This window comes from Dyella sp. SG562, from assembly GCF_011759495.1.
In the GTDB taxonomy this organism is placed as follows: Bacteria; Pseudomonadota; Gammaproteobacteria; order Xanthomonadales; family Rhodanobacteraceae; genus Dyella_D; species Dyella_D marensis.
The window spans coordinates 1-24,991 of sequence record NZ_JAAOYS010000023.1 but is presented as its reverse complement, the minus strand read 5'-3'; the positions used below and the strand labels follow the sequence as shown (position 1 = coordinate 24,991).

The window sequence follows — 24,991 nt, the reverse complement described above, 5'->3', positions numbered from 1 at the left end:
TGGAATGGCACGGGCAAGTACGTGGTGGGCGGCCGGGTGAACGACCCGCGCACCACCGGCACGGTGCCGCTGGTGACGACGGTGGGCGGCGGCAGCGTGCTGGTGCCGGGCCTGAAACTCACCGGCAGCAACAATGTCCTCAATATCAACGACGCCGTCTGGCGCCGCCGTTCCTGGCGAGGGATTACGCAATGATCGAGACACTGAAGCGGCTGCGCGAGCGCAATACGCGTGGCTTCACCCTGATCGAGCTGATGGTAGTGGTGGCGATCATCGCCATCCTCGCCGCCTTCGCGGTGCCGAACTACCTGCGCTACGGCATCCGCGCACGGCGCTCGGATGGACAGAACCTGCTGCTGCGCGTGGCGACCGCGCAGGAGCGGTTCTACTCGACCAACAACCGCTATGGCAGCCTGAGCGATATCGGCTTCACTTTGACATCGTCGGACAAGGGCTACTACACGGTCGCCGTGACGCCCGCTACGCCGGCCACGACCTTCACCGCCACGGCCACGCCGGTGGCGGGAGGTCCTCAGGCCAAGGACGACTGCAAGGCGCTTAACGTCAACAATTACGGACAGAAGGGCGCCACCGGCTCCACCACCAACGGCAAGTGCTGGTGACCGCCATGACACGACAGGGGAACAAGGGCTTCAGCCTGGTCGAACTGATGGTGGCGCTGGCGGTGGCGGCGATCCTGCTGGTGGCGGCCGGGCCGAGCTTCCGCGATGCGATCCGGCGCAACAAGGTCAGTTCCGCCAGCAATGCCCTGCTGGCCGATATCGCTTATGCGCGCAGCGAGGCGATCAACCGCGGCAACGTGGTGTCGATCTGCCCGAGCTCGGACCAGGCCAGCTGCACCTCGAACGGCAAGGCCTATGAAAGCGGCTGGCTGATCTATACTTACCAGCCCGGCAAGGGCGTGGCGACCACGGCCTACAGCGCGACGTCCGGCGCGATCAAGCTGCGCGCTTCCGATGCGCGCGACAGCGTGTCGATCCAGGCGCTGGACAGCGTGATCCTGAGCTTCGGCTCGCAGGGCCAGGTGCGCCGCAGCGACAACAAGCAGCCGAAGTTCGCCACCTGCTTCCGCGCCGCGAACGACACCGGCACGGGTACCAGCACCACCGCGGTGCCGGGTGCGCAGCTTACGGTGAATGCTTCGGGCAGCACGACCTCGCAGTCGCTGGGTGTGCAGACCACCTGCGTGCCGAGCTGAGAACTCGTCTGAGCGGCCCCGCCATGGCGCCGCTCAGGTTTCGCTCCATTGGCGCAGCAGGTTGTGATAGATGCCGGTGAGCGAGAGCAGGGTGGTGCGGTCGGTGCCGGGGCTGGCGGTGAGCGACTGGATCGCCACGTCCAGATCGAACAGCAGGCGGCGCCGGCCGTCATCGCGCACCAGGCTCTGGACCCAGAAGAACGCAGCCAGGCGCGCGCCGCGCGTCACCGGACGCACTTCGTGCAGGCTGCTGGACGGATAGAGCAATAAATCGCCCGCGGGCAGTTTCGCCTCGTGCTCGCCATAAGTGTCGTTGACGACCAGTTCGCCGCCGTCGTATTCGTCCGGCTCGGCCAGAAACAGCGTGCAGGAGAGATCGCTGCGCAGCTGCCCGCCGCCGGGCAGCGCCATCACCGCGCCGTCGACGTGATAGCCGTAATGCCCGCCGCCTTCGTAGCGGTTGAAGCGCGGCGCCAGCGTGCGCAGCGGTAGCGCGGCGGCGTGATAGAGCGGGTGCTGCGCGAGTGCGTCGAGGATCAGGCGGCCCAGTGCTTCGCGCACCGGCGAGGCTTCCGGCAACTGCAGGTTGCGCTTGACCTGGGCGCCTTGCGCGCCGACGGTCTGGCGGCCGTCGGTCCAGTCGGCGTGATCCAGTTCGGCGCGGACGTGTCGCAGCTGTTCCGGCGTCAGTACGTTGGGGACATGCAGCAACATGCCAGTCCTCGCGAGGTTTGAGCCCCTCTCCCTCCGGGAGAGGGGTTGGGGTGAGGGTACGGGCGGAGTGGAGCGTTGCGCTCCGACCGAACCCTCATCCGGCTGCCGCCACCTTCTCCCGAAGGGGAGAAGGATTCCACATCGGAGATTGGCGGAGTTACGTCAGAAGCGCACGTTGGCCGTGAGCATAGCCGAACGCGGTGCGCCGGGCGTGTAGCGGTAGCCGCTCTTGTTGATGGCCGAGACGTATTCCTTGTCGAACAGGTTGTACACGTTCAACTGCAGGTCGACGTGCTTGTTGACCGGGTAGGTGGCCACCGCGTCGAACACCCAGTACGACTTGGTATACGCCGGCGTGCCGATCGCACCGTCAGTGCCGCGCTTGAGCTGGTCGTTGTAGCGCGCGCCGCCGCCGACGGTCAGGCCGAACGGCAAGGTGTAGGTGGTCCACGCGGTGAAGGCGGACTTCGGCGTGTACGCCAGATCCGAACTGCCGTCGCTGGTGACCGCGCTGCCGCTGAGCACCTTGCTGTCCATCACGGTGTAGCCGGCGCTGATGGCCCAGTGCTCGGTGAGCTTGCCCACCGCGCTGAGCTCCACGCCCTGCACGCGCTTCTTGCCGGTCTGGTAGTACTGCAGGTCGGTCGGATCCTGCACCACGTCGTTGTTGATCTCGGTGCGATAGATAGCGCCGGTCAGCATCAGGCGGCTGTCGTAGAACTCCCACTTGGTGCCCACTTCGGCGGTCCTGGCCTTCTGCGGATTGAAGTTGGGATTGTCGGCGCTGTTGGCCGAACTGCTGAGCGTGAGCGTGCTGCCGCCCGGCGGCTGCTGCGAGATCGCGTAGTTGGCATACACGCTGCCGTTGGCGGCCGGCTTGTACAGCACGCCAACCTTCCAGTTGGTGAGGTTGCCGCTCTTGCGCGCATCCAGGCCCGGCACCGCCGAGTTGGCGGGCAGGGCGCCGCACACGGGCGCGTTGCGCGTACCGCAGGTGACGGCGCTGTCGAAATTGGTCTTGTAGTGGTCCAGGCGCACGCCGGCGTTGACCTGCCACTGCTCGTTAAACTTCAGCGTGTCGAACACATAGGCCGAGTAGGTGTCGGTCTTGCCGTGCGTGTAGGTGCCGTTGCGGAACCACTGCATGCCCGACACGTGCGGGTTGGGGCGGTACACGCTGGCCGCGGGCCAGGTGTTGAGCAGCGAGACGATGCCGGTGGTGTTCGCTTCCTCGCGGGTCAGTTCGACGCCGGAGCTCAGGTTGTGCGTGATGCCGCCGGTCTGGAAGTTGGCGGTGAAGTTGAACTGGTCGGTGAGGATCTTGTTGGTCTGATCCTTGAACGTCGGGTTGCTGCGCGCGACGGTCCAGGTCGACGGATCGTTCGGGTTCGGCGTGAGCAGGTTGGCCGCTGTGGCCATGTACGAGGTCAGCAGGTAATCCTGCCTGGTGCGGCCCCAGCGCAGGGTGTTGTGCAGGGCCAGGTCGTCGCTGATGTCGTGCTCGACGCGCACGGTGAAGAGGTCGGCCTTGACGTGGTCATGGTCGGCGTCGGTGCCGTAGAAGTTCGACGGATCGACCGGGCGCGCGTTGGCCAGCCACGGACGCTTGGGATCCGGGCTGCTGTAGCCGGGCAGGCCGATGGTGGAGACGCCGCCGTCGGGGATGTTGTTCTGCTTGACGTGCAGGTAGTCGATGTACACGCGCGTGGCGGTGCCCAGGCCGAAGGCCAGCGAGGGCGCGACGCCCCAGCGGTTGTTTTCCACCTCGTCGCGGCCCGGCACGCCGCTGTTCTGCGCCATCAGGTTGAGGCGGAACGCGCTGCTCGCGCCGAGCACCTGGTTCCAGTCGGCGGTGGCGCGCTTGCGGTCGGAACTGCCGTAGGCGACCTGGCCGGAGACGGCGTTCTGCAGCAGCGGCTGCTTGGTCACCAGGTTGATCGCGCCGGTCGGCGCGGTGCGGCCGTAGTCGGTGCCGGCGGGGCCCTTGGTCACTTCCACCTGTTCGATATTGAAGATGTCGCGCGAGATGCTGCCGGTGTCGCGCACGCCGTCCACGAAGATGCTGTTGGACGTGTCGAAGCCGCGCATGTAGATGCCGTCGCCGGTGGTGGTGCTGCCGTTCTCGCCGGCATAGAAGGTGCCCACGCCCGGGGTGTTGCGCAGCGCCTCGGTAAGCGTGGTGGCGCCCTGCTGCAGGAACAGGTCCTTGGTGATCACCGAGATGGTCTGGGTGGTGTCGAGCAGGGGCTGGGTGAACTTGGGGGAGTCCACTTTGTCGGCCACGTAGTCGCTGCCGCGCGTCGCTTCCACGTTCACCGCCGAGAGGCTCTTGGCCTTGGACTGCGGATCCGCGGCGGTGTCGTCACCAGCCAGGGCAGGCGACGCCAGCGCCAGGCCGGTCAGCAGCGCGGCGGTGGCCGCGGCGAGCTGGCCGGGCTGCAGCCGGGCGGTGGGGGCGGGGTGCTTGCGGCTTTTGATGTAGGCCATGGGGCTTCCAGATGCATCGATAAGGAGCGCGGCAGGCGATGCGCGCGTGCGCCCATGCCGCCGCGGCAATCGCGCGGCAGGGGCAGCAGGAGTTGTCGGTCACGGCATTGCCGGCGGATCCCCTGGGTCGGCCGTGATCTTCACATCGTATTTTTAATGAGAATGATTTGCAATCATTCCGTTCAGGGGCAGGCCGCCCGGCCGGGGCCGATGGCGCCGCGGCGTACACTTCCGGCTCCCCTCGCAGGTCCGTGTCTCAGCGGACCACCGCTTCATGGAGACTTATGCGATGCGCATCCTGGTAGTCGGCGCCGGCGCCACCGGCGGCTATTTCGGCGGACGCCTGCTGGAAAGCGGGCAGGACGTGAGCTTCCTGGTCCGCCCCGCGCGCGCCCAGGCGCTGGCCGCGCACGGCCTAGCCATCCGCAGCGCGCTCGGCGACGCCACGCTGCGCGCGCCCACCGTCACCGCCGGCGAACTGCGCGGGCCTTACGACCTGGTCCTGCTCAGCTGCAAGGCCTACCACCTGCCGCAGGTGATCGCCGACGTCGCGCCGGCGGTGGGCGAGGGCACGGCGATCCTGCCGCTGCTCAACGGCATGCGCCATCTGGATGCGCTGGACGCGCGCTTCGGGGCCGCGCGCGTGCTGGGCGGCCTGTGCGTGATCGCCGCGACGCTGGGCCAGGACGGCGAGATCCGCCACCTCAACCGCTCGCACAGCCTCACCTTCGGCGAACGCGACGGCTCGCGCTCGGCACGGGTGGAGCGCATCGCGCAGGCGATGGAAGGCGTGAAGTTCGACGCGCGGCTCAGCAGCGAAGTGCTGCAGGACATGTGGGACAAATGGGTCTTCCTCGCCTCGCTCGCCGGCATCACCTGCCTGATGCGCGCACCGGTCGGCGACGTCGTCGCCGCGCCGGGCGGCCTGGAAGCCACGCTGGCGATGCTGGAAGACTGCCGCCGTGTCGCCTCCGACCACGGTCACGCTCCCGCCGAAAACGTACTGGCGAAAGCACGCGGCGTGCTCACCGAAGAAGGCTCGACACTCAGCGCCTCGATGATGCGCGACCTCGAACAGGGCGGTCCGGTCGAAGCCGATCACGTGATCGGCGATCTGATCGCCCGCGCGGCGCCGGGCACTGCGCTGCCGCTGCTGCGCATGGCGTATGCGCACTTGAAGGCTTACGAGAACCGCTGCGCCCGCACGGCTTAAAGCTCGTCATCCCGGCGCAGGCCGGGATCCAGTGGCGCCGCCGTGCGATTTTCGCGAACAGCTTCATGGGCGCTCTTCGCCTGCAGGCAGCACCTCGCTACTGGATCCCGGCCTGCGCCGGGATGACGGCAAAAAGAAAAAGCGCCGCACTCGCGCGCGGCGCTTTTCTTTTGCATCGATCTGCCGCGACTCACGCCGCGGCCATCTCACTTACCAGATCTTCACCTGCTTCTCGCCATCCCGCACCATCGCATCGCCCGGCTTGCACTGGAACGCCTTGGCGAAGGCTTCCATGTTCGACGGTGCGCCGATCGCGCGCAGCGAGACCGGTGCGTGCGGGTCGGTGTTGAGCGACAGCAGCGCCTGCTTCTCACGGGCGTGGCCGCGCCACACGCGGGCCCAGTTGAGGAAGAAGCGCTGGTCCGGCGTATAGCCTTCGATCTTCTGCTCGGCCGAACCCGGCGTCTTGGACAGCACGCTCTGCAGCGCGTCGTAGGCCACGTTCATGCCGCCCAGGTCGGCGATGTTCTCGCCCAGGGTCAGCTTGCCGTTGACGTGCGCGTCCGGCTTGTCCTTGATCGGCGTGTAGTCGTTGAACTGCTGCACCAGCTTGTCGGTGCGCGCGTCGAACTTGGCGCGGTCGTCCTTGGTCCACCAGTTTTCCTGGTTGCCGGCGCCGTCGAACTGGCTGCCTTCGTCGTCGAAGCCATGGCTGGCCTCGTGGCCGATCACGGCGCCGATGCCGCCGTAGTTGATGGCGTCGTCGGCGCTGGCGTCGAAGAACGGCGGCTGCAGGATCGCGGCCGGGAAGTTGATGGTGTTGTCGGTGGGGTTGTAGTACGCATTCACCGTCTGCGGCGTCATGCCCCACTCCTTGCGGTCGGTGGGCTTGCCAATCTTGGCGATGTCGTAGTCGTAGTTGAACTTCGAGGCGGCTTCCACGTTGGCGTAGAAGTTGTCGCCGCTGATGTTCAGGCCCGACCAGTCACGCCACTTGTCCGGGTAGCCGATCTTGGGCAGGAAGGTGTTCCACTTGGCGATGGCCTTTTCCTTGGTGGCATCGCTCATCCAGTCCAGCTTCTCGATGCGCGCCTTCAGCGCATTGCGCACGTTGTCGACCAGCTCCTGCGCACGCTCCTTGGCTTCGGGCTTGAACACCTTGGCCACGTACAGCTGGCCCAGCGCTTCGCCCATCGAGCCGTTCACCGCGCCCAGCACGCGCTTCCAGCGCGGCTTCTGCTGCGGCTGGCCGGCCAGGGTCTTGCCGTAGAAGTCGAACTTGTTGTCCTGGAAGCCCTTGCTCAGGTACGGCGAGGCGTCGCTGATGGTGTGGAAGCGCAGGTACGCCTGCCACTGTTCCAGCGGCGCGGCGGCCAGCAGCTTGTCGAACTCGGCGAAGAACTTCGGCTGCGACAGCGAGAAGCCCTTGTCGACGGTCACGCCCTGGGCGCTGAAGAACTTCTCCCAGCTGAAGTGCGGGGTGACCTTGTCGGCCTCCTTCACGCTGACGAAGTGGTACTGGTTCTTCGGGTCGCGCTCTTCCACCGGCGCCAGCGAAGCCTTGGCCAGCTCGGTCTCGAACTTCAGCACGTCGTCGGCCTGCTTCTTGGCGTCGGCTTCGGCGGTGCCGGTCAGCTGCAGCGCCTGGGCGATGTGGGCCACGTAGGCGTCGCGGATTTCCTTGTACTTCGGATCGAGGTAGTAGTCCTTGGTCGGCAGGCCCAGGCCGCCCTGGTTGGCATAGCCGATCTGCATGTCGGCATGCTTGAAGTCCGCGCCGGAGCCGAACTGGAACACCTGGCCGTCGCCTTCGGCGTAGCTCTTGGTGATGTAGTCGGCCACGTCCGCGCCGTTCTTCAGCGCGCCGATGGCGTCGAGCTTGGGCTTGATCGGCTCGAAGCCGGCCTTCTCGATCGCGTCCTCGTTCATGCCCGACTGGTACAGCAGGCCGATCTTCTGCTCGATCGAGCCGGCCTGCGCCTGCGCGGCGCCCTTGGCGGCGGCGTCGACGATGTCGTGCTGGGTGTTGAGGCTGTTCTCGCTCAGCTGGTCGAAGGCGCCCCAGCGGGTGCGGTCTTCGGGAATCGGGTTGGCGGCGACCCACTTGGCGTTGACGAAGCCGTTGAAGTCCTGGCACGCATTGATGCCGGTATCCAGCTCGCTGACGTCGAAGGGGCTCTTCTTGGCGGCCGGCGCGGCGGCGGTGGTCGCGGCCGGGGCCGGCGCGCTGCCGGCGGCGGCGGGGGCGTTCTGCTCGGCCTCGTGCTTGCCGCAGGCGGACAGCGTCAGGGCCAGGCTCACCGCAAGGGCGAGCGGCTTCAGGTACGGCTTGGTCATGGATCTCCCTCTCATACGAATGGCGCCCCCGCGGGGCGAAAAGTGCTGGTGCGGCCGGTACCGCGGGTATCCCCTGTCACGGCCGCGACCTTCGACGACCTTCGACCCTAGGCCAAAGGTCACGGGGCGGCACAGTGTCAAAGGTCAGGGGCGGGGGATGGCGGCGGGCTGCGTTGGGCCCGCCGCAAGGGCTTACGGCGCCAGGCCCTGCAGGGTGGCGGCGTCGATCCGGTAGACCGGGTAGGCGCCCACGTCCTGGGCCGCGTACCAGGGCGAGCGCTCGAAGAAATAGAACAGCCGCTGCGAGGGGCTGGCGGCGAAGGGGGCGTCTTCATGCAGCTTTTGCTCGAACGCGGCCTTCAGCGCCGGGTCCTTGGCCATCATGTCGCGCGCCAGCTTCTCCAGCACGCGCGGCTCGCCGTATTCCTTCGGCTCGAACACCGCATTAAGAAAGCCCCAGCGCAGCAGCGAATCCGGCGCCTGCGGCTCCAGCAGCTCGATCGCCACATTGGCCGCGCGCTGGTCCATCGGCACGATCACCGAGCCGGCCGGCAGCTCCACCTCGCGTACCGTGCTGGACTGGGTGAAGTCGCGCAGCATCAGATGGCCTTCGAACGGCTTGGACGCCCACTGCGGCTTGTCCAGCCGATACGCCTGCACCTTGAGCTTCTGCGGCCTGGCCAGGCGGCGATAGGCGATGCCATGCGCGTCGAGCTTGTCGATCGCCTGCGTCCACTGCGCGGGAATCACATATGCGGCCGGCGGCGCGACGGACGCATCCGGCAGCAGGCCGTTCCAGTTCTGGACATCGTACGTGCGCGGCTTCGACGGGTCGTAGCGGATCCACTCGCTGTTCGACACGTCGCTGTGCGCGAGGCTGAATTCATAGCCCTTGAACTTGAACGGCGTCGACGCCGGATCGTCCTTGAACGTCAACGCCACCTGCGCCTGCGCATCGCGCGCCCGCGCCACCACGGCCTCGTCCGCCTTGCGGTTGATCGCGAGCAGGTTCGCCGCATCCGCGCCGGCCTGCTGCAGCATCAGGGCGACCAGGTCGTAGGTGCCGCGCACGCGCACCTCGTAGCTCTTCAGCATATGCGTCTCCACCAGCAGGGCCGGGCGGTTCTGCAGCGCCGCGTAGCCGGTGGAGAAGCGCGGGCCGGAACCGAAGTTGACGATGCCCTTGCGCGGATCGCGGCCGTCCTTGAATTCCAGGTAGATCGAAGCGAGATGGCCGCGCTTCTCGTAGGCCGGAATCACCTTGTCGTTGAGCAGATGCTGCTGCCATGCGCTGACGCCGGCATCGAGCTTGTGCGGGTCTTCCAGATACCAGGTCAGGTCGTACTGGTAATCCGCGCCGTCGGTGGTGTGGATGTCCATCAGCAGGTCCGGCTGCCAGCGCTGCCAGAGCTTCAGCCAGTCGCGCATCTCCGGCGCGTCGGCCTTGACGTAGTCGCGGTTGAGGTTGAGGTACTGCGACTGGCCGCGGAAGCCCATGCTGTCCGGGCCGTTCTGGTTGATGCGGTGATAGGGGCTGGAATTCTCGTGCCCGTCCACGCTGAACACCGGGATGAACACCAGCACCGCGTGATCGAGCAGATGCGGCAGCTTGCCGCTCACGGCAAAGTCGCGCAGCAGCATCAGGCCGGCGTCCTTGCCCTCGATCTCACCGGGGTGGATGCCGGCCTGCACCAGCACCACCGGCTTGCCGGACCGGTGCGCCGCTTCCGGCGTGAACGTGCCGTCGCCGCTGGCGATCACCACCGTCATCGGGCGGCCCTGCGGCGAGGTGCCGAAGCTTTCTACCTTCAACTTGCCCGGCGCCGCATCGGCCAGCTGGTGCAGATAGGCCACCGTATCGGCATAGCTCGGCGTGGTGCGGAAATGCGCGGCTTCGGCGGGCGTGGTCCAGTCGGCGGCCTGGGCATGGCCCGCGGCGGCGGCGAGCAGGGCGGCGAGCAGCAGTCGGTTCATGCGTGGTCCTGTCAGGCGCGGGGCTGGTGTTGCGTCAGCGTGGCGGGCGAGGCGGGCAGGGTGTCGGGTGCCACCGCGCCGCCGGAGATGATGAAGGCCATGGCCTGGTCCATGGTCCAGTCGGTGGGGGTGAGTTCGTCTACCGGCACCACTTCCAGATAGCCGCCGGTGGGGTTGGGCGTGGTGGGGATGTACACCGCGGCCATCTCGCGGCCGGTGCCTTCCTCGATCATCACGCGGGTGACGAAGCCCACCACCTTCATGCCCTGGCGCGGGAAATCGATCAGCACCACGCGCTGCACGCCCGACGGCTTCTGCTGCAGCACCGCCATCAGTTTCTTGGTGCCGCCGTAGATGGTCTGCACCAGCGGGATGCGCGCCAGCAAACCGTCGAAGGCCTCCAGCAGGCGCTGGCCGATCACCCGGTTGGCCAGCCAGCCGAGCAGGTACAGCGCCAGCACGGTCAGCACCAGGGCCAGCACGAACAGCAGCCAGCCGCGGTTGAGCGAGGTGCCCAGCGCGGGCGAGGCCTGCCCCACCGCGCCGACCAGGGCGCCGACCACCGGCGTGCCGATCCCGGCCAGCAGGCCGAGCACGAACTTGAACACCAGCCAGGTCACCCACAGCGGGATAAACGTGAGCAGGCCGGTGAGCAGATAGCGTTTGATGCGCAGTCGCCGCATGGGGCGGACCCTCCGAAGGCGGGGAAGCGGGCATTGTAGGGGGCGGGGCGGGGCGGCCGGGCGTGACGTTCGGCCCTTTCGCCGCGTGCTGTGATTTTTTCGGCGGCCCTGCGAATCATCAAAGGGAGACCAGGGGAAACAAGCATGGGCAGCAGGCCGGACCAGCGCGGATTCGAACAGCGGTTGCAGGAGCACCGGCGGCTGATCGCCAAGGTGGCGAGCGTCTACGCCGCCGGCGCGGAAGACCGGCGCGACCTGGAACAGGAAATCTGCGTGCAGCTGTGGCGCGCCTGGCCCGGCTACGACGAAAGCCGCGCGCGCTTTTCCACCTGGATGTACCGCATCGCGCTCAACGTGGCGATCTCGCAGCTGCGCCGCGGCGGCGCGGCGCAGGCGGGCCAGCTCGAACCGCTGCAGCCGCATCACCTGGACACCATCGGCGCGGAAGCCGCGCCGGAACGCGACGAGCGCCTGGTCGCTCTGTACGCCTTCATCGGCCAGCTCGAACCGCTCAACCGCGCGCTGATCCTGCTGTACCTGGAAGACCGCAGCTACGCCGAGATCGCCGAGGTGCTCGGCATCAGCGCCACCAATGTCGCGACCAAGCTCGGTCGCATCAAGCAGACACTTCGCGACCGCATGGTCGCCGCGGAGGCATGACGATGGAACTGGATGAACTCAAGCAGAGCTGGCAGGCGCTGGACCGCCGCATGGCGCAGCAGCACGCCTTGACCCTGCAGCTGCAGCGCGAAAGCCGGCTGGAAAAAATGCGCCACGGCCTGCGCCCGCTGTGGGTGGGGCAGATCGTGCAGATCGTGGCGGGCGCGCTGCTCAGCCTGGTCGCCGGCCATTTCTGGTTCGAGCACCGGCCATATCCGCACCTGCTGTTCTGCGGCGTGCTGGTGCATCTGTACGGCGTGCTGATGATCGTGTTCGCGGCGCGCAACCTGCACCTGGTCAAGCAGATCGATTACGCGGCGCCGGTACTGGACATCCAGCGGCGGCTGGCGGAACTGCGCGCATGGAAGACCAGGGTCGAGGCGCCGGTCTTCCTCGTCACCGGCTGCTTCGTGTGGATTCCCGCGCTGCTGATGCTGTTCGCCGGCCTGGGCGCGGACGTGTGGAAGCTGCATCCGGACGTGGTGCTGTGGCTGTGCGCGAGCGGCGTGGCCAGCCTGCTGCTGGTGTGGCTGGGGATGCAGGCGATCAAGCGCATCTGGGGCGCGCGGGTGCTGGAGCGCGAAGCGGCCGGCTACAGCGTGCGCCGCGCGGAAGCGGTGCTGGACGAAGTGCGCCGCTTCGAAAACGACTGAATCCCCTGGCGTAGGTTGGGGTGAGCCGAAGGCGAACCCCAACACCGCCCCATTCGAGTGCAGCGCAACGTTGGGGTTCGCCTGCGGCTCACCCCAACCTACGCAGCTACGCCGTCTCGCGGGCGCGGGGCTTGAGGCGCACGTACAGCTGCTTGCGTACCTTCGCCACTACCTCGCCGCCCGCGGTTTTCACGTCCGTTTCGAACCAGCGCAGCACCTTCTCGCCATTGGCCGCGGCGGCGCGGAGCTCGTCCAGCACCGCCGGCTCCAGCTTGAAATCCGCATAGACGTCTTCGCGCCCCGGCGCCACGAAATCGATGGCGCCGGCCTTGTCCCACACGAAGTACTCGCCGCCCAGCTGGTGCATCACCAGCAGCATCCAGAACGGATCGGTCATGGAAAACAGATTGCCGCCGAACTGGGTGCGCACGTAGTTGCGGTTCCACGGCCGCAGCCGCAGCACCACCCGCGCTTCCGAGTAATCCTCCGCCACGTGCTGCACGCGGATGCTGTTGAACAGGAACGGCGGCCAGAGATTCATCAGGCGGCGGAAGGTGGAGGCGCGCATCGGGCGTCTTCATGGGCCAGGAAAGGGAAACGCAGTCTACATACGTTTGCGTATGGTTGCCTGCTCAAGGCCCATCGGGCGGCTCCCGGACGCCGATCTCCAGATAGCTGCCAACCGCCCAGCGGATGCGCAGCGGCTCCTTCGCATCGGCGATCGATTCGGCGCTGACGTCGCCGCCGGTGCCGTAGTTGATCTGGATCCGGGGCTGCTTGGGCACGCCGACCACGGCCACGATCCGGCTGCCGGCCGCGAGCCGCCGCGCGGTGAGCATCTGGCTGGTGAAGGCTAGCGCCTGCGCCTTGCCCGGCTGCAGCAGCTGTCGGTGGCTGCGGTCCTGCATATAGCTGGCGCGGCCCAGATACGAAGCCAGGTCGAGGTAGCGCCCATCCGCGGTCAGCTCATAGAAATTCACCGCCAGGTCGAAGTCGCGCTTGTTGATCATGGTTTCGAAGTGGCCGTCGAACAGGCCGTCCACTTCCAGCGGCGCCTTCAGCGCTTCGGTTTCGAACACCAGGGCGTTGCGCGTATCCGGCATGCCAGGCGCCGGCCGGAAATCCACGTCGCGGCGATCGGCGAAATCGACGGTCAGCACCGGCGGCGCCTGCTTGCCCGCGGTATCGCCGAAGCGCAGATGGCCGGGTTTGCCGGCGCCGGTCAGATACAGCCGCCGCCTCCCGGTCGCCATCTCCGCCAGCGTCGATACATGCCGCCAGCGGTTCGCCCCCATCACCTCGAAATTGATCCTGCCGCTCAGCACGGCGGGCAGCGGCGCGCCGCGAAACACATGGTCGAACCACTGCAGCCGCACTTCCTGCAGGTCGATCATCGCGGCCCGATCCACGCGGTAGCCGTCGATCTCGGGCAGCACGCCGGTCTGCATGGCGATGTGGTGATAAGGGCCGACCAGCAGGCGGTGATCGGCGGAGGGACGGTATTTGTAGTGCTCCTGCAGGTAGTACAGCGCGCCGACCATGCCGCCGTCGTAATAGCCGGTCTCGACGAACACCGGGATATCGATGTCGGCGAATTCCTGGCCATACGGAATCAGCCGCTGCCAGTAAGCGTCGTAGGCCGGATGCTGCAGCCACTCGTCGAAGATCGGATTGGGCTTGCCGTCGATCTTGTCCAGGTCGCGATACGGCCGCCCGCCGGCGTACCACGCCCGCTGCAGCCGGGCCCAGCGTTCGCGGTCGCCGTAGGTGGCGTCGTCGAGTTCCTTGTCGTCGGTGGTGTAGAACGGCCAGGGGTAGATAAAGCTCTGGAACACATTGCCCTGCATCGGCGTATCGATGCCCGGCGCATTGGTGGCATGCGTGGCCATCGCCTTCAGCGCGGGCGGCCGGTGCCTGGCCGCGGCCCACTGGGTGAAGCCGTTATAGCTGCCGCTGAACATGCCCACGCGGCCATCGCTCCACGGCTGGCGCGCCAGCCAGGCGATCACCGTGGCCGCGTCTTCGCCATCGTGCAGGTAGGGAACGACGGGCCCGCCGCTGCGGCCCTTGCCGCGTGTGTAGGCCACGACGCCGGCATAGCCGTGCGCGGCCATCTTCTTCGCATCGGCCAGGCTCCAGCGGTCGCGGGCATAGATGGTGAAGTTGAGCAGGGCGGTCAGCTTTGCCGGTGCGTTGCGCGGGCGCACGATCAGCGCGGCGATCTGCGCGCCGTCCGGGGTGGGGATCAGCACCTGGTCGTCGATCAGAAAGGGCTGTCCCGCGTCGGCGCGGGCGCCGGCCGAGGCGGCGGATGGCGGCTGTGCCGCGTGGGCGGAAAGGGCGAGACAGCTGGCCAGCAGCCAGCGCAGGGCGGATTTCATGCGGTCCTCGATTCCGTGGGGGAACGGGCCGGAGGATCGCCACCCGCGCTTGCCGCGGCGGAAAAATTCGGCGAACGGACACGGCGGCGCGGCGAACCGCAGCCGCCGGCGGGTCAAATCACGCGGTCGCGCAGCAGCCGGGCGCCGTCGCGGCTGGTGGAGACGGTCTGGCCGTTCTCCAGGTGCAGCAGCAGGCGTCCGCCGCCGGCCGGTTCGGCGCTGGCGATGTAGTGGGTGTTGACGATCCAGGAGCGGTGCACGCGCGCGAACTTGGCCGGGTCGAGCGAGCGGGCGAACTCCGCCAGCGTCACCCGCACCAGGTGCTTGCCGGTGAGCGTGCGCACTTCGGCGTAGTCGTCGGCGCCGCCGATGCTCACCACGGTGTCGAGATCGAGCGGGCGCAGCTCGTCGCCGATGCGCACGAAATAGCGGGAAGGTGCGGCGTCCGTGCTGTCGGCGGGAACGGCATCGACCGCCGCGGGCGCGGGGTCCGCCACCGCCGGTGCCGCCTTATGCATGGCCTGCAGGTGCGAAATCGCCGCGATCAGCGCGTAAGTCGTCACGTTCTCCAGCGTCTGCCACGCCACGGCGCCGGCCTTGAACGGCCGGATCACGAAGCCTTCGGGGCTGGCGCCGACGAACAGGCCCAGCAGCATGATCAGCAGCCAGTACGACAAGGTGGCGAAGGCCGCGCACAGCAGCAGATGCGCACCCAGCTGCAGCGCCACCGGCCGGCCGACCAGCCAGCGCAGCACGATGTGCCGCACTGCCAGGCCGAAGATCACCACGGGAATGGTGTTGGCCAGCCCGCCGAGCAGGCTGCCGGCCAGGTCGGTGTCCAGCGCCAGCCGGATCGTGACCGTATAGGCCGCGAAGATGCCGGCTACCGCCAGCAGGTCGAAGCTGCGCTGTTTCATCCCCGTCCGTCCCCCGCGGCCGGCTGCTCAGAACAGCAGCGAGGCCATCCGCCGGCGGTATTTGCCGACCAGTTCGGCGTCGTCGAGCGTGGCGAAGGCGGCCAGCAGGCGCTTCTTGGCCATGCCGTCGTTCCAGTCGCGGGCTTTTTCCAGGACGGCCAGGAACTGCTCCAGGCCGGCCGCGGCGTCGCCATCCAGCAGCAGGCGCACGCCGAGCAGGTCGCGCGCCTGCCAGTCGGCGGGGTCGGCCTGCACGCGCTGCTGCAGTTCGTTCTGCGCCGGCGCGCCCTGCAGGGCGCGGGCCAGGTCCAGCTGGCTGCGCAGGCGCACGGCGCGCGTGTCGGTGGCCAGGTTGGCCGGCAGGGCGGTCAGTTCGGCTCCGGCGGCGTCGGCCTGGCCGGCCTTCATCAGGGCCAGGGCGAGGTCGAGCTTGAGTTCGGAGTTGTCTGATTCTGCGATCTCGCCGCGCAGGCGTTCGATCGCCTGCTCCGGCGTTTCGGCCGGGGCCAGTTCGGCCTCTTCGTCCTCGCTTTCGCGCGGCTGCAGGTGGCGCTCCAGGAATTCGCGCAGCTGGCCTTCGGGCAGGGCGCCGGCGAAGCCGTCGACGATCTGGCCGTCCTTCACCAGGATCACCGTGGGAATGCTGCGCACGCCGAACATGCCGGCCAGCTGCTGGTTCTTGTCCACGTCGATCTTGGCCAGGCGGAACGCGCCGTTGAAGGCGGTGGCCAGTTTTTCCAGCAGCGGACCCAGGGTCTTGCAGGGGCCGCACCAGGTCGCCCAGAAGTCGATCAGGATCGGCGTCGTCAGCGAGGCCTGCAGCACCTCGGCTTCGAAGTTGTCCTGGTCGACGTCGAACACGTGGGTGGGGGCGTCGCTGGTCACGGCTGAAGCTCCGGGGGCAAGGGAATCGGAATCAGATCAGGGCGGCGCGGTGCATATCAAGTGGCGGGCTGGCACAGCCGGGCGGGCGCTGAATGGCCTGATCGCCGGGTGGCCGCGGCCTGCGCGGATTTGAGAGAATCCTTGGGATGACGAGCCGGACCTGACCTGAAGGACCTCCGTGGCCGAAAGCCCACCGCTGCTGATCTGCGAGCATTGCGACACCGTGTATCGGCGGCGCGAGCTGTGCTGCGGCGAGGTCGCGCGCTGCCAGCGCTGCGACGCCATCCTGGAGCGGCACCACCGCCTGGGCGTGGGCGGCATGTTCGCCCTGGTGGTCACGGCGATGCTGGTCTTCGTGCAGGCCAATGTGTGGCCCATCGTCACCCTGGGACTCGGCGGGACGATGATCAGCACCACGCTGTGGGGCGCCATCGTGATGATGTGGCGCGAGCATTCGCAGGTGGTCTCGGTGCTGGCCGCCGCCACGCTGTTCTTCTTTCCGCTGTGCAAGATGCTGCTGCTGGGCTGGGTGCTGTACTTCGCCCGGCAAGGACGCCGCGCGCCGGGTTTCCGGCTGGCCATGGTGGCGCTGTACCGGCTGGGGCCGTGGACCATGAGCGAGGTGTTCGTGCTCGGCGCGCTGGTGGCGATCGTCAAGGCGCGGCTGTATTTCGACGTGATCCTCAACCCGGGCATCTTCGCCTACGCCGGGCTCACCCTGCTGATCACCGTCTTCGCCAGCATCGACCTGCGCCGCCTGTGGGACCTGGTGCCGGAGCATCACGCATGAGCGCCGACCTGCCGCGCGCCGGCGAACTGGGCCTGATCGGTTGCCACGTCTGCGGGCTGGTCTGCCGCGACACCGGCGTGGAGGGCGCGCATTGCCCGCGCTGCCACTCGGCGCTGCACCGGCGCAAGCGGGCCAGCTACACCCGCACGCTGGCGCTGCTGCTGGCCGCCTTCATGCTGTACATCCCCGCCAACGTGCTGCCGATCATGCGCACCGCCAGCGTGGGCGACATCGACGACAACACCATCCTCAGCGGCGTGGTAGAGCTGTGGGTGAAAGGCTCGCCGGACCTCGCGGTGATCGTGTTCACCGCCAGCATCATGGTGCCGATGCTGAAGTTCCTGGCGCTGGGCCTGCTGCTATGGAGTTCGCGCCGCGCCACGCCGTGGGCGCGGCGGCAGCGCGCCAAGCTCTATCGGCTGGTGGAGCTGATCGGCTACTGGTCGATGCTGGACGTGTTCGTGGTGGCGCTGCTCACGGCGCTGGTGCAGTTCGGTGTGCTGAGCCTGGTGGAACCCTTGCCGGGCGTGGTGTTCTTCGGCCTCACGGTGATCCTCACCATGTTCGCCTCGATGAGTTTCGACCCCAGGCTGATCTGGGATGGCAGGGAATCCGATGACTGAGCAAGCCACGCCCGAACAACCCGGCTCTCCCGGCAGCGACTTGCCGGAGCCGGTGGTCCACAAGCCGCGCATCAATGCCTCCTTCGTGTGGCTGATCCCGGTGCTGGCCGCGCTGGTCGGCCTGTCGCTGGTGATCAATGCGTGGATGCAGGCCGGCCCCAAGATCAGCATCAGCTTCCAGAGCGCCGAAGGCCTGGATCCGGGCAAGACGCCGGTGAAGTACAAGAACGTGGTGATCGGCCGCGTCACTTCGGTGACCTTGTCCAAGGACCGCAGCCACGTCACCGCCAAGGTCTCGCTGGAAAAGAGCGCCGAGGGTTTCGCCACCGACGGCACGCGCTTCTGGGTGGTGCGCCCGCGCATCGGCTTAGGGGGCGTGTCCGGCATCGATACGCTGCTGTCCGGCGCCTTCATCGGCGCGGACGTGGGCGAGTCGAAGGAATCGCGCGACGAATTCACCGGCCTGGAAGAACCGCCCGCGGTCACCCACGGCGCGCCCGGCAAGACCTTCAAGCTGCACACCGACGACCTCGGTTCGCTGGATATCGGCTCGCCGGTGTACTACCGCCGCATCCAGGTCGGCCGCGTGGTCACCTACCAGCTGGACAAGGACGGCAAGGGCGTGAGCCTGCAGATCTTCGTCGACGGGCCGAACGACGAATTCGTCAGCAAGTCCACGCGCTTCTGGAACGCCAGCGGCGTGGACGTGTCGATCGGCGCCGACGGCGTCAAGCTCAATACGCAATCGCTGGCCACCGTACTGGCCGGCGGCGTGGCGTTCGGCGCGCCGCTGGGTCCGCACGACGAGACGCCGGCGGAACAGAACGCCGAGTTCCGCCTGTTCGGCGACCAGGCCACCGCGATGGCGCCGCCGGACGGCGAGCCGCGCTATATCCGCATGCGCTTCGACCAGTCGCTGCGCGGGCTGAAGGTGGACGCGCCGGTGGAATTCCTCGGCGTGCCGTTCGGCCGCGTGGTGTCGATCAACCTCGATTTCGACGAGAAGACCCAGACCTTCCCGGTGATCGTCGGCGCGGTGGTGTATCCGCAGCGCCTGGGCCGCGCGCACGACAAGCTGGTGGCGCTGGCCAAGGCGCGCGGCGACGACGCGCAGCTGTCGCAGATGATGGGCCGGCTGATCGAACATGGCCTGCGCGCGCAGGCGCGCAGCGGCAACCTGCTGACCGGCCAGCTGTACATCGCGCTGGACTTCGTGCCGAAGGCGGACAAGGTGCCGTACGACCCGACCATGAAGCCGCTGGAGATTCCCACCGTGCCGGGCAGCTTCGACAAGCTGCAGGAGCAGATGGCGGAGATCGTCGACAAGATCCAGAAGATCCCGTTCGACAGCATCGGCCAGAACGCCAACGCCACCCTGGCCGAGCTCAATCGCACGCTGAAGAAGGTCAACGACGACGTGCTGCCGGAATTCAAGAGCACCCTGCAGGGCGCGCAGCAGACCCTGGGCAACGCCAACAACGCGCTGTCGGCGGATTCCCCGCTGCAGCAGAACCTGGGCGGTACCGTGCAGGAGATGCAGCGCACGGTGCGCTCGCTGCGCGTGCTGACCGATTACCTGGGCGCGCATCCGGACGCGCTGCTGCGCGGACGCCGCGCGGACGCCCCGCCGGAACGCAACGCGCCGGCTTCGACGCAGCCATCCCTTATGAAAGACGGGAGCAAGCCATGATCCGCACCGGATATCTCCTCGCCATCCTGGGCGGCGCGCTGGCTCTGGCCGCCTGCGGCGGCTCGGCGCCGGTGCGCTACTACACGCTGGTGCCGGCGGCGGATGCCTACGTGGGCACGGCCACGCAATCCACCATTACGCCTGCCCCTGCGCCGTTCCAGTTCGAACTGCTGCCGGTGGGCGTGCCGGCCCAGGTCGACCAGCCGCAGCTGGTGGTGCGCCAGGGCGGGCAGGGCGTGGCGGTGCTGGACGGCGAGCGCTGGATCGCCCCGCTGGGCGACGAGGTGCGCGGCGCGCTGTCGGCGGATCTCGCGCGCCAGCTGCATACCCAGGACATCAGCGGCCTGCCGGCAGGAAGCAAGCCGGTGCTGCGCATCAAGGTAGACCTGCGCCGCTTCGATTCCGTGCCGGGCGCGTACGCGCTGCTGGACGCGGCGTGGAGCGTGCGCCCGCTCAAGGGCGGCGCGGCGCTTTCCTGCACCAGCCGCGTGCAGGAAAGCGTGGGCCAGGGCTACGCGGCCCTGGTGCAGGGCCACCAGCGGGCGCTGGACGGGCTGGCCGCGCAGATCGCCACCGCCGCGCAGGCGCTGGCCGCCGGCCAGGCCGGCGCCTGTCCCGCCGGCTGAGCGCGGCATGGCCGGCGGGCGGGTTCGCGCCCGTTCCCCGGTCCCCGGGCACCGCCTCATCTGCTAGTCTGCCGCGTTCACCCGCAGCCGCCGGCGGACTCCGGCTCAAGCTGCCGTAAACGAGTTCAGGCGCCGGACACATGCAGGACAACCAAGCACAGGGCAGCACCGACCAGGCCGGCGAACAGGCCTATCAACCGCAGGCGGTGGAAGCCGCCGCGCAGCAGTACTGGCGCGAGCAGCGCGCCTACGAGGTGAAGGAAGACCCTTCGCGCCCGAAGTTCTACTGCCTCTCGATGCTGCCGTACCCGTCGGGCGCCCTGCACATGGGCCACGTGCGCAACTACACCATCGGCGACGTGATCAGCCGCTATCAGCGCATGAACGGCAAGAACGTGCTGCAGCCGATGGGCTGGGACGCGTTCGGCCTGCCGGCCGAGAACGCCGCGATCAAGAACAGGACCGCGCCGGCCAAGTGGACCTACCAGAACATCGAACACATGCGCGGCCAGCTGCAGCGCATGGGCTTCGCCTACGACTGGACCCGCGAGTTCGCCACCTGCCGCCCGGAGTACTACCGCTGGGAACAGCTGATGTTCACCCGGCTGATGAAGAAGGGCCTGGCCTACCGCAAGAACGCGGTGGTGAACTGGGATCCGGTCGACCAGACCGTGCTGGCCAACGAGCAAGTGGTCGACGGCCGCGGCTGGCGCTCCGGCGCCCTGGTCGAGAAGCGCGAGATCCCGCAGTGGTTCCTCAAGATCACCGATTACGCGCAGGAACTGCTCGACGGCCTGGACACGCTGCCCGGCTGGCCCGATGCGGTGAAGACCATGCAGCGCAACTGGATCGGCCGCTCCGAAGGCCTGGAGATCCACTTCGCGGTGGAAGGCGAAGCCGAACCGCTGACCGTGTTCACCACGCGTCCCGACACGCTGATGGGCGTGACCTTCGTGTCGATCGCCGGCGAGCATCCGCTGGCGCTGAAGGCCGCGCAGGGTAATAGCGAACTGGCTTCCTTCCTCGACGAACTGCGCCACGGCGGCGTGTCCGAGGCGGAGCTGGAAACGCAGGAAAAGCGCGGCATGGCCACCGGCCTGTTCGCCATCCATCCGGTCACCGGCGCCAAGGTGCCGGTGTGGGTCGCCAACTTCGTGCTGATGGGCTACGGCACCGGCGCGGTGATGGCGGTGCCCGGCCATGACGAGCGCGACTTCGAGTTCGCGCACAAGTACGACCTGCCGATCAAGCAGGTGATCGCCGCCGGCGACGAAAGCTACGACCCGGACAAGTGGCAGGAGTGGTACTCCGACAAGACCCGCGCCGACATGCGCGTGGTGCACTCCGGCGCGCTGGACGGCAAGAACTACCGCGAAGCCTTCGAGTATCTGGCCGCCACGCTGGAAGGCGAGGGCAAGGGCCAGCGCCGCGTGAACTGGCGCCTGCGCGACTGGGGCGTCAGCCGCCAGCGCTATTGGGGTTGCCCGATCCCGGTCATCTACTGCCCGAAGTGCGATGCGGTGCCGGTGCCGGAAGACCAGCTGCCCGTCGTGCTGCCGGAAGACGTTGCGTTCTCCGGCGTGCAGTCGCCGATCAAGGCCGACCCCGAGTGGCGCAAGACCACCTGCCCGCAGTGCGGCGGCCCGGCCGAGCGCGAGACCGACACCTTCGATACCTTCATGGAGTCGAGCTGGTACTACGCGCGCTACACCAGTCCCGGCGCCAACGAGCAGGTCGACGCGCGCGCCAATTACTGGCTGCCGGTGGACCAGTACATCGGCGGCATCGAGCACGCCATCCTGCATCTGCTGTACTTCCGCTTCTATCACAAGCTGATGCGCGACGCGGGCCTGGTGCGCACCGACGAACCGGCCACCAACCTGCTGTGCCAGGGCATGGTGATCGCCGAGACCTTCTACCGCGACAATGCCGACGGCTCGAAGGACTGGATCAATCCCGCCGACGTGGAAATCCAGCGCGACGAAAAGGCGCGCGTGATCGGCGCGGTGCTGAAGAGCGACGGGCAGCCGGTGAGCATCGGCGGCACCGAGAAGATGTCCAAGTCCAAGAACAACGGCATCGACCCGCAGGCGATGGTGGAGAAGTTCGGCGCCGACACGGTGCGCCTGTTCTCCATGTTCGCCGCGCCGCCGGAGCAGTCGCTGGAATGGAGCGAGGCCGGCGTGGAAGGCATGGCGCGCTTCCTGCGCCGCTTCTGGCGCGAAGTGGCCACGCATGCCGCCGGCCCCGACCACGCCGTGGTCGACCCGGCCGCGCTGGACGCCGGCCAGAAGGCGCTGCGCCGCCAGCTGCACGAGACCATCCAGAAGGTGGGCGACGATGTCGGCCGCCGCCACTCCTTCAACACCGCCATCGCCGCGCTGATGGAGCTGCTGAACGCGCTGGGCAAGTTCGACGACCAGAGCGAGCAGGGCCGCGCCGTGCGCCACGAGGCGCTGGAAGCGATGGTGCTGCTGCTCAACCCGGTGGTGCCGCACGTCAGCCACGCGCTGTGGCAGGTGCTGGGCCACCCGGCCGAGGTGCTGGAAGACCAGCCCTGGCCGAAGGCGGACGAAGCCGCGCTGGTGCGCGATTCGCTCACCCTGGCGGTGCAGGTCAACGGCAAGTTGCGCGGTACCATCGAGGTCGCCGCCGGCGCCTCGAAGGAAGAAGCGGAAAAGCTGGCCCTGGCGCATCCGAACGTGCTCGCGTTCATGGAAGGCCAGAGCGTGCGCAAGGTCATCGTGGTCCCGGGCAAGATCGTCAACATCGTCGCAGGATGAAATCCATGAGCCGCATCTTGAAAGCCTCGCTGTTGCTGGTGTCCGCCCTCGCGCTGTCGGCGTGCGGCTTTCATCTCCGCCAGAGCGCCGCGCTGCCGTCCGCGATGCAGCGCGTGCACCTGACGGTGAACGGCGGCCTCGACCTGCAGCGCGACCTGGCCCGTGCACTGGAGGCCTCCGGCGCCACGGTGGAAGACAAGCCGGGCGCCGGCATCGCCGAACTGCGCGTGCCGCTGGCCACCTTCAGCACCGAGACGCTGACCGTCAGCGGCTATGCGCGCGTCACCGAATACGCCGTGCGCTACCAGGTGCAGTTCCAGTTGAACGACGGCACCGGCCAGGTGCTGCTGCCGGCGCAGAACATCAGCATGTCGCGCGAATTCAGCTACGACGCCACCAATACCGTGGGCACCACGGCGCAGGTGGAAGAGATCCAGCGCAGCCTCAACGACGACATGGTGCAGGCCATCCTGTTCCGCCTGCAGGCGCTGCAGAAGCACGGCGGCGGCACGGTCGCGCCAGCGTCCGCCTCGTCCGCGCCGTAATCCGATGCCGCTGAATGCCGCCCAGTGGCAGAAGGCGCTGGCGGGCGACAGCCTGCGGCCGGTGTACCTGCTGGCGGGCGAGGAGCTGCTGGTGCTGGAAGCCGCCGACGCGCTGCGCGCGCAGGCGCGCCGCCTGGGCTATGCCGAGCGCGAAGTGCTCGACGTCGGTAATCATTTCGACTGGGACGACCTGGCGCGCTCCGCCGCCGGCATGTCTCTGTTCGCCACGCGCCGCCTGCTCGACCTGCGCCTGCCCACCGGCCGTCCCGGCACCGAGGGCGCCAAGGCCATCAACGAGTTCTGCGCCAAGCCGCCGCCGGACGTGACCCTGCTGATCACCGCCACCGAGTGGAGCAGCAAGCACGAAGGCGCCTGGACCAGGAACCTGGACGCCGCCGGTGCGCTGGTGGTGTTCAACGCGCCCAAGCCGCACGAATGGGCGGCCTGGGTCGGCGCGCGGCTGTCCTCGCGCGGCCTCAGCGCCACGCCCGACGCTGCCGCGCTGCTGGCCGAGCGCGTGGAAGGCAACCTGCTGGCCGCCGCGCAGGAGATCGACAAGCTCGCCGTGCTGCGCGGCGAGGGCGGCGGTGCGCGCATCGACGCCACCGAGATGGAGCATCTGGTGGCCGACAGCGCGCGCTACGACGCGTTCAAGCTCACCGATGCGGCGTTCGCCGGCGACGGCGGGCGCGCGCTGCACATCCTGGCCGGCCTGCGCGCCGAAGGCGACGAGCTGATCGCGCTGATGGGCTGGCTGGTGAATCAATTGCAGCTGGCGCTGCGCCTGGCCAATGCACGCGATTTCGCCGCGCAGGCGCGTGCGGAGCGGCTGTGGCCGGCGCGCGAGCAGCTGTTCCGCAAGGCGCTGCGGCGCGCGCCGCGCGAGCATTGGCTGCAGTGCCTGGCGCGGGCGGCGCGGATCGACCGCATCGCCAAGGGGCGCGAGGCGGGCGATGCCTGGCTGGAGGCCGAGCGCCTGATCGCCGCGATCGCCGAGCCGCGGTCTGCCAGCGCGCTCGCATGAAGCCCCTGGCGCTGTTTGGCGGCACTTTCGATCCGGTGCATCTGGGGCATCTGAGCGTGGCCTGGGAGGCTGCGGAGCTGCTCGATGCCGAGGTGCGGCTGATGCCGGCGAATGTGCCGCCGCATAAGGTGGCGCCGTTGGCGAGTGCGGAGCAGCGGGTGGCGATGCTGGATGCCGCGTTGCGGGGGCAGGATCGCCTGGCGGTGGATGCGCGCGAGTTGCGGCGGGCTGGGCCGTCTTATACCTATGACACCTTGTGTGAGTTGCGCGCTGAGGTTGGTGCGCGGCCGCTGGTGTTGTTACTGGGCGTTGACGCGTTTGCGGGGTTGCCTGGGTGGCATCGCTGGCGCGAACTGTTCGATGTGGCGCATCTTGGGGTGTTGAGTCGGCCGGGTGTTGAGCCGGAGTTGCCGCATGCGTTGTGGGCGGAGATGGGGGGGCGTCGTACCGACGACGTTTCTGAGTTGCATGTGCGGCCTGCGGGGCGGGTGATTGAGTTGGCGGTGACGCCGATTGAGATTTCTGCGACTCGGATTCGGGAGTTGCTGGCGGGGGGGCGCGATCCGCGCTATTTGCTGCCTTGTGGGCTGTTCGAAGATCCCGCGTTGCTGGCGCCTTATCGCTCTTGATCGTCATCCCGGCGTAGGCCGGGATCCAGTAGCGGTATTGCCTGGTTTTCGCGGTGACGCGACCTGGCCGCTTATGCAGCGGGCATTTCGGACGCCTGCCGGCGCCCGAGTCACTTTCTCTTTGCTGGGGCGGTTTCAACGGGTCAATGCAACACCCA

At 68.0% G+C, this 24,991-nt stretch carries 23 protein-coding genes; 14 read left to right on the top strand and 9 right to left on the bottom strand.

Features of this window, described 5'->3' with window-relative positions; all coding sequences use genetic code 11:
* The 3 genes from FHW84_RS22815 to FHW84_RS22805 all read left to right on the top strand — a co-directional run.
* Nucleotides 1–195 (top strand): hypothetical protein (locus tag FHW84_RS22815; RefSeq protein ID WP_167258778.1); only part of this gene is annotated, 195 nt, incomplete at its 5' end.
* Complete coding sequence (locus tag FHW84_RS23430; protein ID WP_167258776.1) at nt 192–623, top strand: type IV pilin protein; 432 nt, start codon at nt 192–194, stop codon at nt 621–623. The genes FHW84_RS22815 and FHW84_RS23430, both read left to right, overlap by 4 nt.
* A 5-nt stretch (nt 624–628) precedes the next feature.
* Complete coding sequence (locus FHW84_RS22805; protein WP_167258780.1) at nt 629–1,219, top strand: GspH/FimT family pseudopilin; 591 nt, start codon at nt 629–631, stop codon at nt 1,217–1,219.
* A gap of 33 nt (nt 1,220–1,252) precedes the next feature.
* Here the strand turns inward: FHW84_RS22805 and FHW84_RS22800 are convergent, their stop codons facing one another.
* On the bottom strand, nt 1,253–1,933 hold the full coding sequence (locus FHW84_RS22800; protein WP_167258775.1) for a Fe2+-dependent dioxygenase: 681 nt from the start codon (nt 1,931–1,933) through the stop codon (nt 1,253–1,255).
* Nucleotides 1,934–2,095: 162 nt separating this feature from the next.
* Nucleotides 2,096–4,420: a catecholate siderophore receptor Fiu gene (locus tag FHW84_RS22795; RefSeq protein ID WP_167258773.1), complete on the bottom strand. Its 2,325-nt coding sequence runs from the start codon at nt 4,418–4,420 to the stop codon at nt 2,096–2,098.
* Nucleotides 4,421–4,709: 289 nt separating this feature from the next.
* On the opposite strand from FHW84_RS22795, the gene panE reads away from it, so the two are divergent.
* The gene (gene panE, locus FHW84_RS22790) at nt 4,710–5,633 is read left to right on the top strand and encodes a 2-dehydropantoate 2-reductase (RefSeq protein ID WP_167258771.1); all 924 of its coding nucleotides are present in this window, start codon (nt 4,710–4,712) and stop codon (nt 5,631–5,633) included.
* Nucleotides 5,634–5,843: 210 nt separating this feature from the next.
* Here the strand turns inward: panE and FHW84_RS22785 are convergent, their stop codons facing one another.
* From FHW84_RS22785 to FHW84_RS22775, 3 genes are all read right to left on the bottom strand, one after another.
* Nucleotides 5,844–7,970 carry a M13 family metallopeptidase gene (locus tag FHW84_RS22785; RefSeq protein WP_167258769.1) on the bottom strand — a complete coding sequence of 709 codons (2,127 nt, stop codon included), beginning with the start codon at nt 7,968–7,970 and terminating at the stop codon, nt 5,844–5,846.
* 192 nt (nt 7,971–8,162) lie between these two features.
* The gene (locus tag FHW84_RS22780) at nt 8,163–9,944 is read right to left on the bottom strand and encodes a M14 family metallopeptidase (protein ID WP_167258767.1); all 1,782 of its coding nucleotides are present in this window, start codon (nt 9,942–9,944) and stop codon (nt 8,163–8,165) included.
* An 11-nt stretch (nt 9,945–9,955) separates the two neighbouring features.
* Nucleotides 9,956–10,627 carry a DUF502 domain-containing protein gene (locus FHW84_RS22775; protein WP_167258765.1) on the bottom strand — a complete coding sequence of 224 codons (672 nt, stop codon included), beginning with the start codon at nt 10,625–10,627 and terminating at the stop codon, nt 9,956–9,958.
* A gap of 144 nt (nt 10,628–10,771) precedes the next feature.
* On the opposite strand from FHW84_RS22775, the gene FHW84_RS22770 reads away from it, so the two are divergent.
* Nucleotides 10,772–11,287 carry a sigma-70 family RNA polymerase sigma factor gene (locus tag FHW84_RS22770; RefSeq protein ID WP_167258763.1) on the top strand — a complete coding sequence of 172 codons (516 nt, stop codon included), beginning with the start codon at nt 10,772–10,774 and terminating at the stop codon, nt 11,285–11,287.
* A 2-nt stretch (nt 11,288–11,289) separates the two neighbouring features.
* Nucleotides 11,290–11,940 carry a hypothetical protein gene (locus FHW84_RS22765; protein ID WP_167258761.1) on the top strand — a complete coding sequence of 217 codons (651 nt, stop codon included), beginning with the start codon at nt 11,290–11,292 and terminating at the stop codon, nt 11,938–11,940.
* A 106-nt stretch (nt 11,941–12,046) separates the two neighbouring features.
* Here the strand turns inward: FHW84_RS22765 and FHW84_RS22760 are convergent, their stop codons facing one another.
* The 4 genes from FHW84_RS22760 to trxA form a co-directional block, all read right to left on the bottom strand.
* Nucleotides 12,047–12,508, bottom strand: coding sequence for a DUF4442 domain-containing protein (locus tag FHW84_RS22760; protein WP_167258759.1), 462 nt, complete (start codon nt 12,506–12,508; stop codon nt 12,047–12,049).
* Nucleotides 12,509–12,572: 64 nt separating this feature from the next.
* Entirely contained in the window at nt 12,573–14,321 is a 1,749-nt protein-coding gene (locus FHW84_RS22755; protein WP_167258757.1) for a CocE/NonD family hydrolase, read from the bottom strand.
* Between the two features lie 113 nt (nt 14,322–14,434).
* Nucleotides 14,435–15,238, bottom strand: coding sequence for a LytTR family DNA-binding domain-containing protein (locus tag FHW84_RS22750; protein ID WP_167258755.1), 804 nt, complete (start codon nt 15,236–15,238; stop codon nt 14,435–14,437).
* Nucleotides 15,239–15,265: 27 nt separating this feature from the next.
* On the bottom strand, nt 15,266–16,123 hold the full coding sequence (trxA, locus tag FHW84_RS22745) for a thioredoxin (RefSeq protein WP_167258753.1): 858 nt from the start codon (nt 16,121–16,123) through the stop codon (nt 15,266–15,268).
* A 178-nt stretch (nt 16,124–16,301) separates the two neighbouring features.
* On the opposite strand from trxA, the gene FHW84_RS22740 reads away from it, so the two are divergent.
* The 8 genes from FHW84_RS22740 to nadD all read left to right on the top strand — a co-directional run bounded on the left by FHW84_RS22740 (nt 16,302) and on the right by nadD (nt 24,833).
* Nucleotides 16,302–16,913: a paraquat-inducible protein A gene (locus FHW84_RS22740; RefSeq protein ID WP_167258751.1), complete on the top strand. Its 612-nt coding sequence runs from the start codon at nt 16,302–16,304 to the stop codon at nt 16,911–16,913.
* Nucleotides 16,910–17,536, top strand: a complete 627-nt coding sequence (locus FHW84_RS22735; protein ID WP_167258749.1) for a paraquat-inducible protein A — start codon at nt 16,910–16,912, stop codon at nt 17,534–17,536. Before FHW84_RS22740 ends, FHW84_RS22735 begins: the two co-directional genes overlap by 4 nt.
* Nucleotides 17,529–19,226 (top strand): MlaD family protein, encoded by a 1,698-nt coding sequence (locus FHW84_RS22730; RefSeq protein ID WP_167258747.1) that lies wholly within the window; start codon nt 17,529–17,531, stop codon nt 19,224–19,226. The genes FHW84_RS22735 and FHW84_RS22730 overlap by 8 nt, the downstream gene beginning before the upstream one ends.
* Entirely contained in the window at nt 19,223–19,852 is a 630-nt protein-coding gene (locus FHW84_RS22725; RefSeq protein ID WP_167258745.1) for a PqiC family protein, read from the top strand. Before FHW84_RS22730 ends, FHW84_RS22725 begins: the two co-directional genes overlap by 4 nt.
* Nucleotides 19,853–19,992: 140 nt before the next feature.
* Complete coding sequence (gene leuS, locus FHW84_RS22720) at nt 19,993–22,635, top strand: leucine--tRNA ligase (protein ID WP_167258743.1); 2,643 nt, start codon at nt 19,993–19,995, stop codon at nt 22,633–22,635.
* A 5-nt stretch (nt 22,636–22,640) separates the two neighbouring features.
* Nucleotides 22,641–23,180, top strand: a complete 540-nt coding sequence (lptE, locus tag FHW84_RS22715; RefSeq protein ID WP_167258741.1) for an LPS assembly lipoprotein LptE — start codon at nt 22,641–22,643, stop codon at nt 23,178–23,180.
* 4 nt (nt 23,181–23,184) lie between these two features.
* Nucleotides 23,185–24,204, top strand: coding sequence for a DNA polymerase III subunit delta (gene holA / locus FHW84_RS22710; RefSeq protein ID WP_167258739.1), 1,020 nt, complete (start codon nt 23,185–23,187; stop codon nt 24,202–24,204).
* Nucleotides 24,201–24,833, top strand: coding sequence for a nicotinate-nucleotide adenylyltransferase (gene nadD / locus FHW84_RS22705; RefSeq protein WP_167258737.1), 633 nt, complete (start codon nt 24,201–24,203; stop codon nt 24,831–24,833). The genes holA and nadD overlap by 4 nt, the downstream gene beginning before the upstream one ends.
* Nucleotides 24,834–24,991 lie beyond the last annotated feature (158 nt).

Coding starts and splice junctions, on each gene's coding strand:
- FHW84_RS23430 (WP_167258776.1), top strand. CDS start 192: ATGATCGAGACACTGAAGCGGCTGCGCGAGCGCAATACGCGTGGCTTC.
- FHW84_RS22805 (WP_167258780.1), top strand. CDS start 629: ATGACACGACAGGGGAACAAGGGCTTCAGCCTGGTCGAACTGATGGTG.
- FHW84_RS22800 (WP_167258775.1), bottom strand. CDS start 1,933: ATGTTGCTGCATGTCCCCAACGTACTGACGCCGGAACAGCTGCGACAC.
- FHW84_RS22795 (WP_167258773.1), bottom strand. CDS start 4,420: ATGGCCTACATCAAAAGCCGCAAGCACCCCGCCCCCACCGCCCGGCTG.
- panE (WP_167258771.1), top strand. CDS start 4,710: ATGCGCATCCTGGTAGTCGGCGCCGGCGCCACCGGCGGCTATTTCGGC.
- FHW84_RS22785 (WP_167258769.1), bottom strand. CDS start 7,970: ATGACCAAGCCGTACCTGAAGCCGCTCGCCCTTGCGGTGAGCCTGGCC.
- FHW84_RS22780 (WP_167258767.1), bottom strand. CDS start 9,944: ATGAACCGACTGCTGCTCGCCGCCCTGCTCGCCGCCGCCGCGGGCCAT.
- FHW84_RS22775 (WP_167258765.1), bottom strand. CDS start 10,627: ATGCGGCGACTGCGCATCAAACGCTATCTGCTCACCGGCCTGCTCACG.
- FHW84_RS22770 (WP_167258763.1), top strand. CDS start 10,772: ATGGGCAGCAGGCCGGACCAGCGCGGATTCGAACAGCGGTTGCAGGAG.
- FHW84_RS22765 (WP_167258761.1), top strand. CDS start 11,290: ATGGAACTGGATGAACTCAAGCAGAGCTGGCAGGCGCTGGACCGCCGC.
- FHW84_RS22760 (WP_167258759.1), bottom strand. CDS start 12,508: ATGCGCGCCTCCACCTTCCGCCGCCTGATGAATCTCTGGCCGCCGTTC.
- FHW84_RS22755 (WP_167258757.1), bottom strand. CDS start 14,321: ATGAAATCCGCCCTGCGCTGGCTGCTGGCCAGCTGTCTCGCCCTTTCC.
- FHW84_RS22750 (WP_167258755.1), bottom strand. CDS start 15,238: ATGAAACAGCGCAGCTTCGACCTGCTGGCGGTAGCCGGCATCTTCGCG.
- FHW84_RS22735 (WP_167258749.1), top strand. CDS start 16,910: ATGAGCGCCGACCTGCCGCGCGCCGGCGAACTGGGCCTGATCGGTTGC.
- FHW84_RS22730 (WP_167258747.1), top strand. CDS start 17,529: ATGACTGAGCAAGCCACGCCCGAACAACCCGGCTCTCCCGGCAGCGAC.
- FHW84_RS22725 (WP_167258745.1), top strand. CDS start 19,223: ATGATCCGCACCGGATATCTCCTCGCCATCCTGGGCGGCGCGCTGGCT.
- leuS (WP_167258743.1), top strand. CDS start 19,993: ATGCAGGACAACCAAGCACAGGGCAGCACCGACCAGGCCGGCGAACAG.
- lptE (WP_167258741.1), top strand. CDS start 22,641: ATGAGCCGCATCTTGAAAGCCTCGCTGTTGCTGGTGTCCGCCCTCGCG.
- holA (WP_167258739.1), top strand. CDS start 23,185: ATGCCGCTGAATGCCGCCCAGTGGCAGAAGGCGCTGGCGGGCGACAGC.
- nadD (WP_167258737.1), top strand. CDS start 24,201: ATGAAGCCCCTGGCGCTGTTTGGCGGCACTTTCGATCCGGTGCATCTG.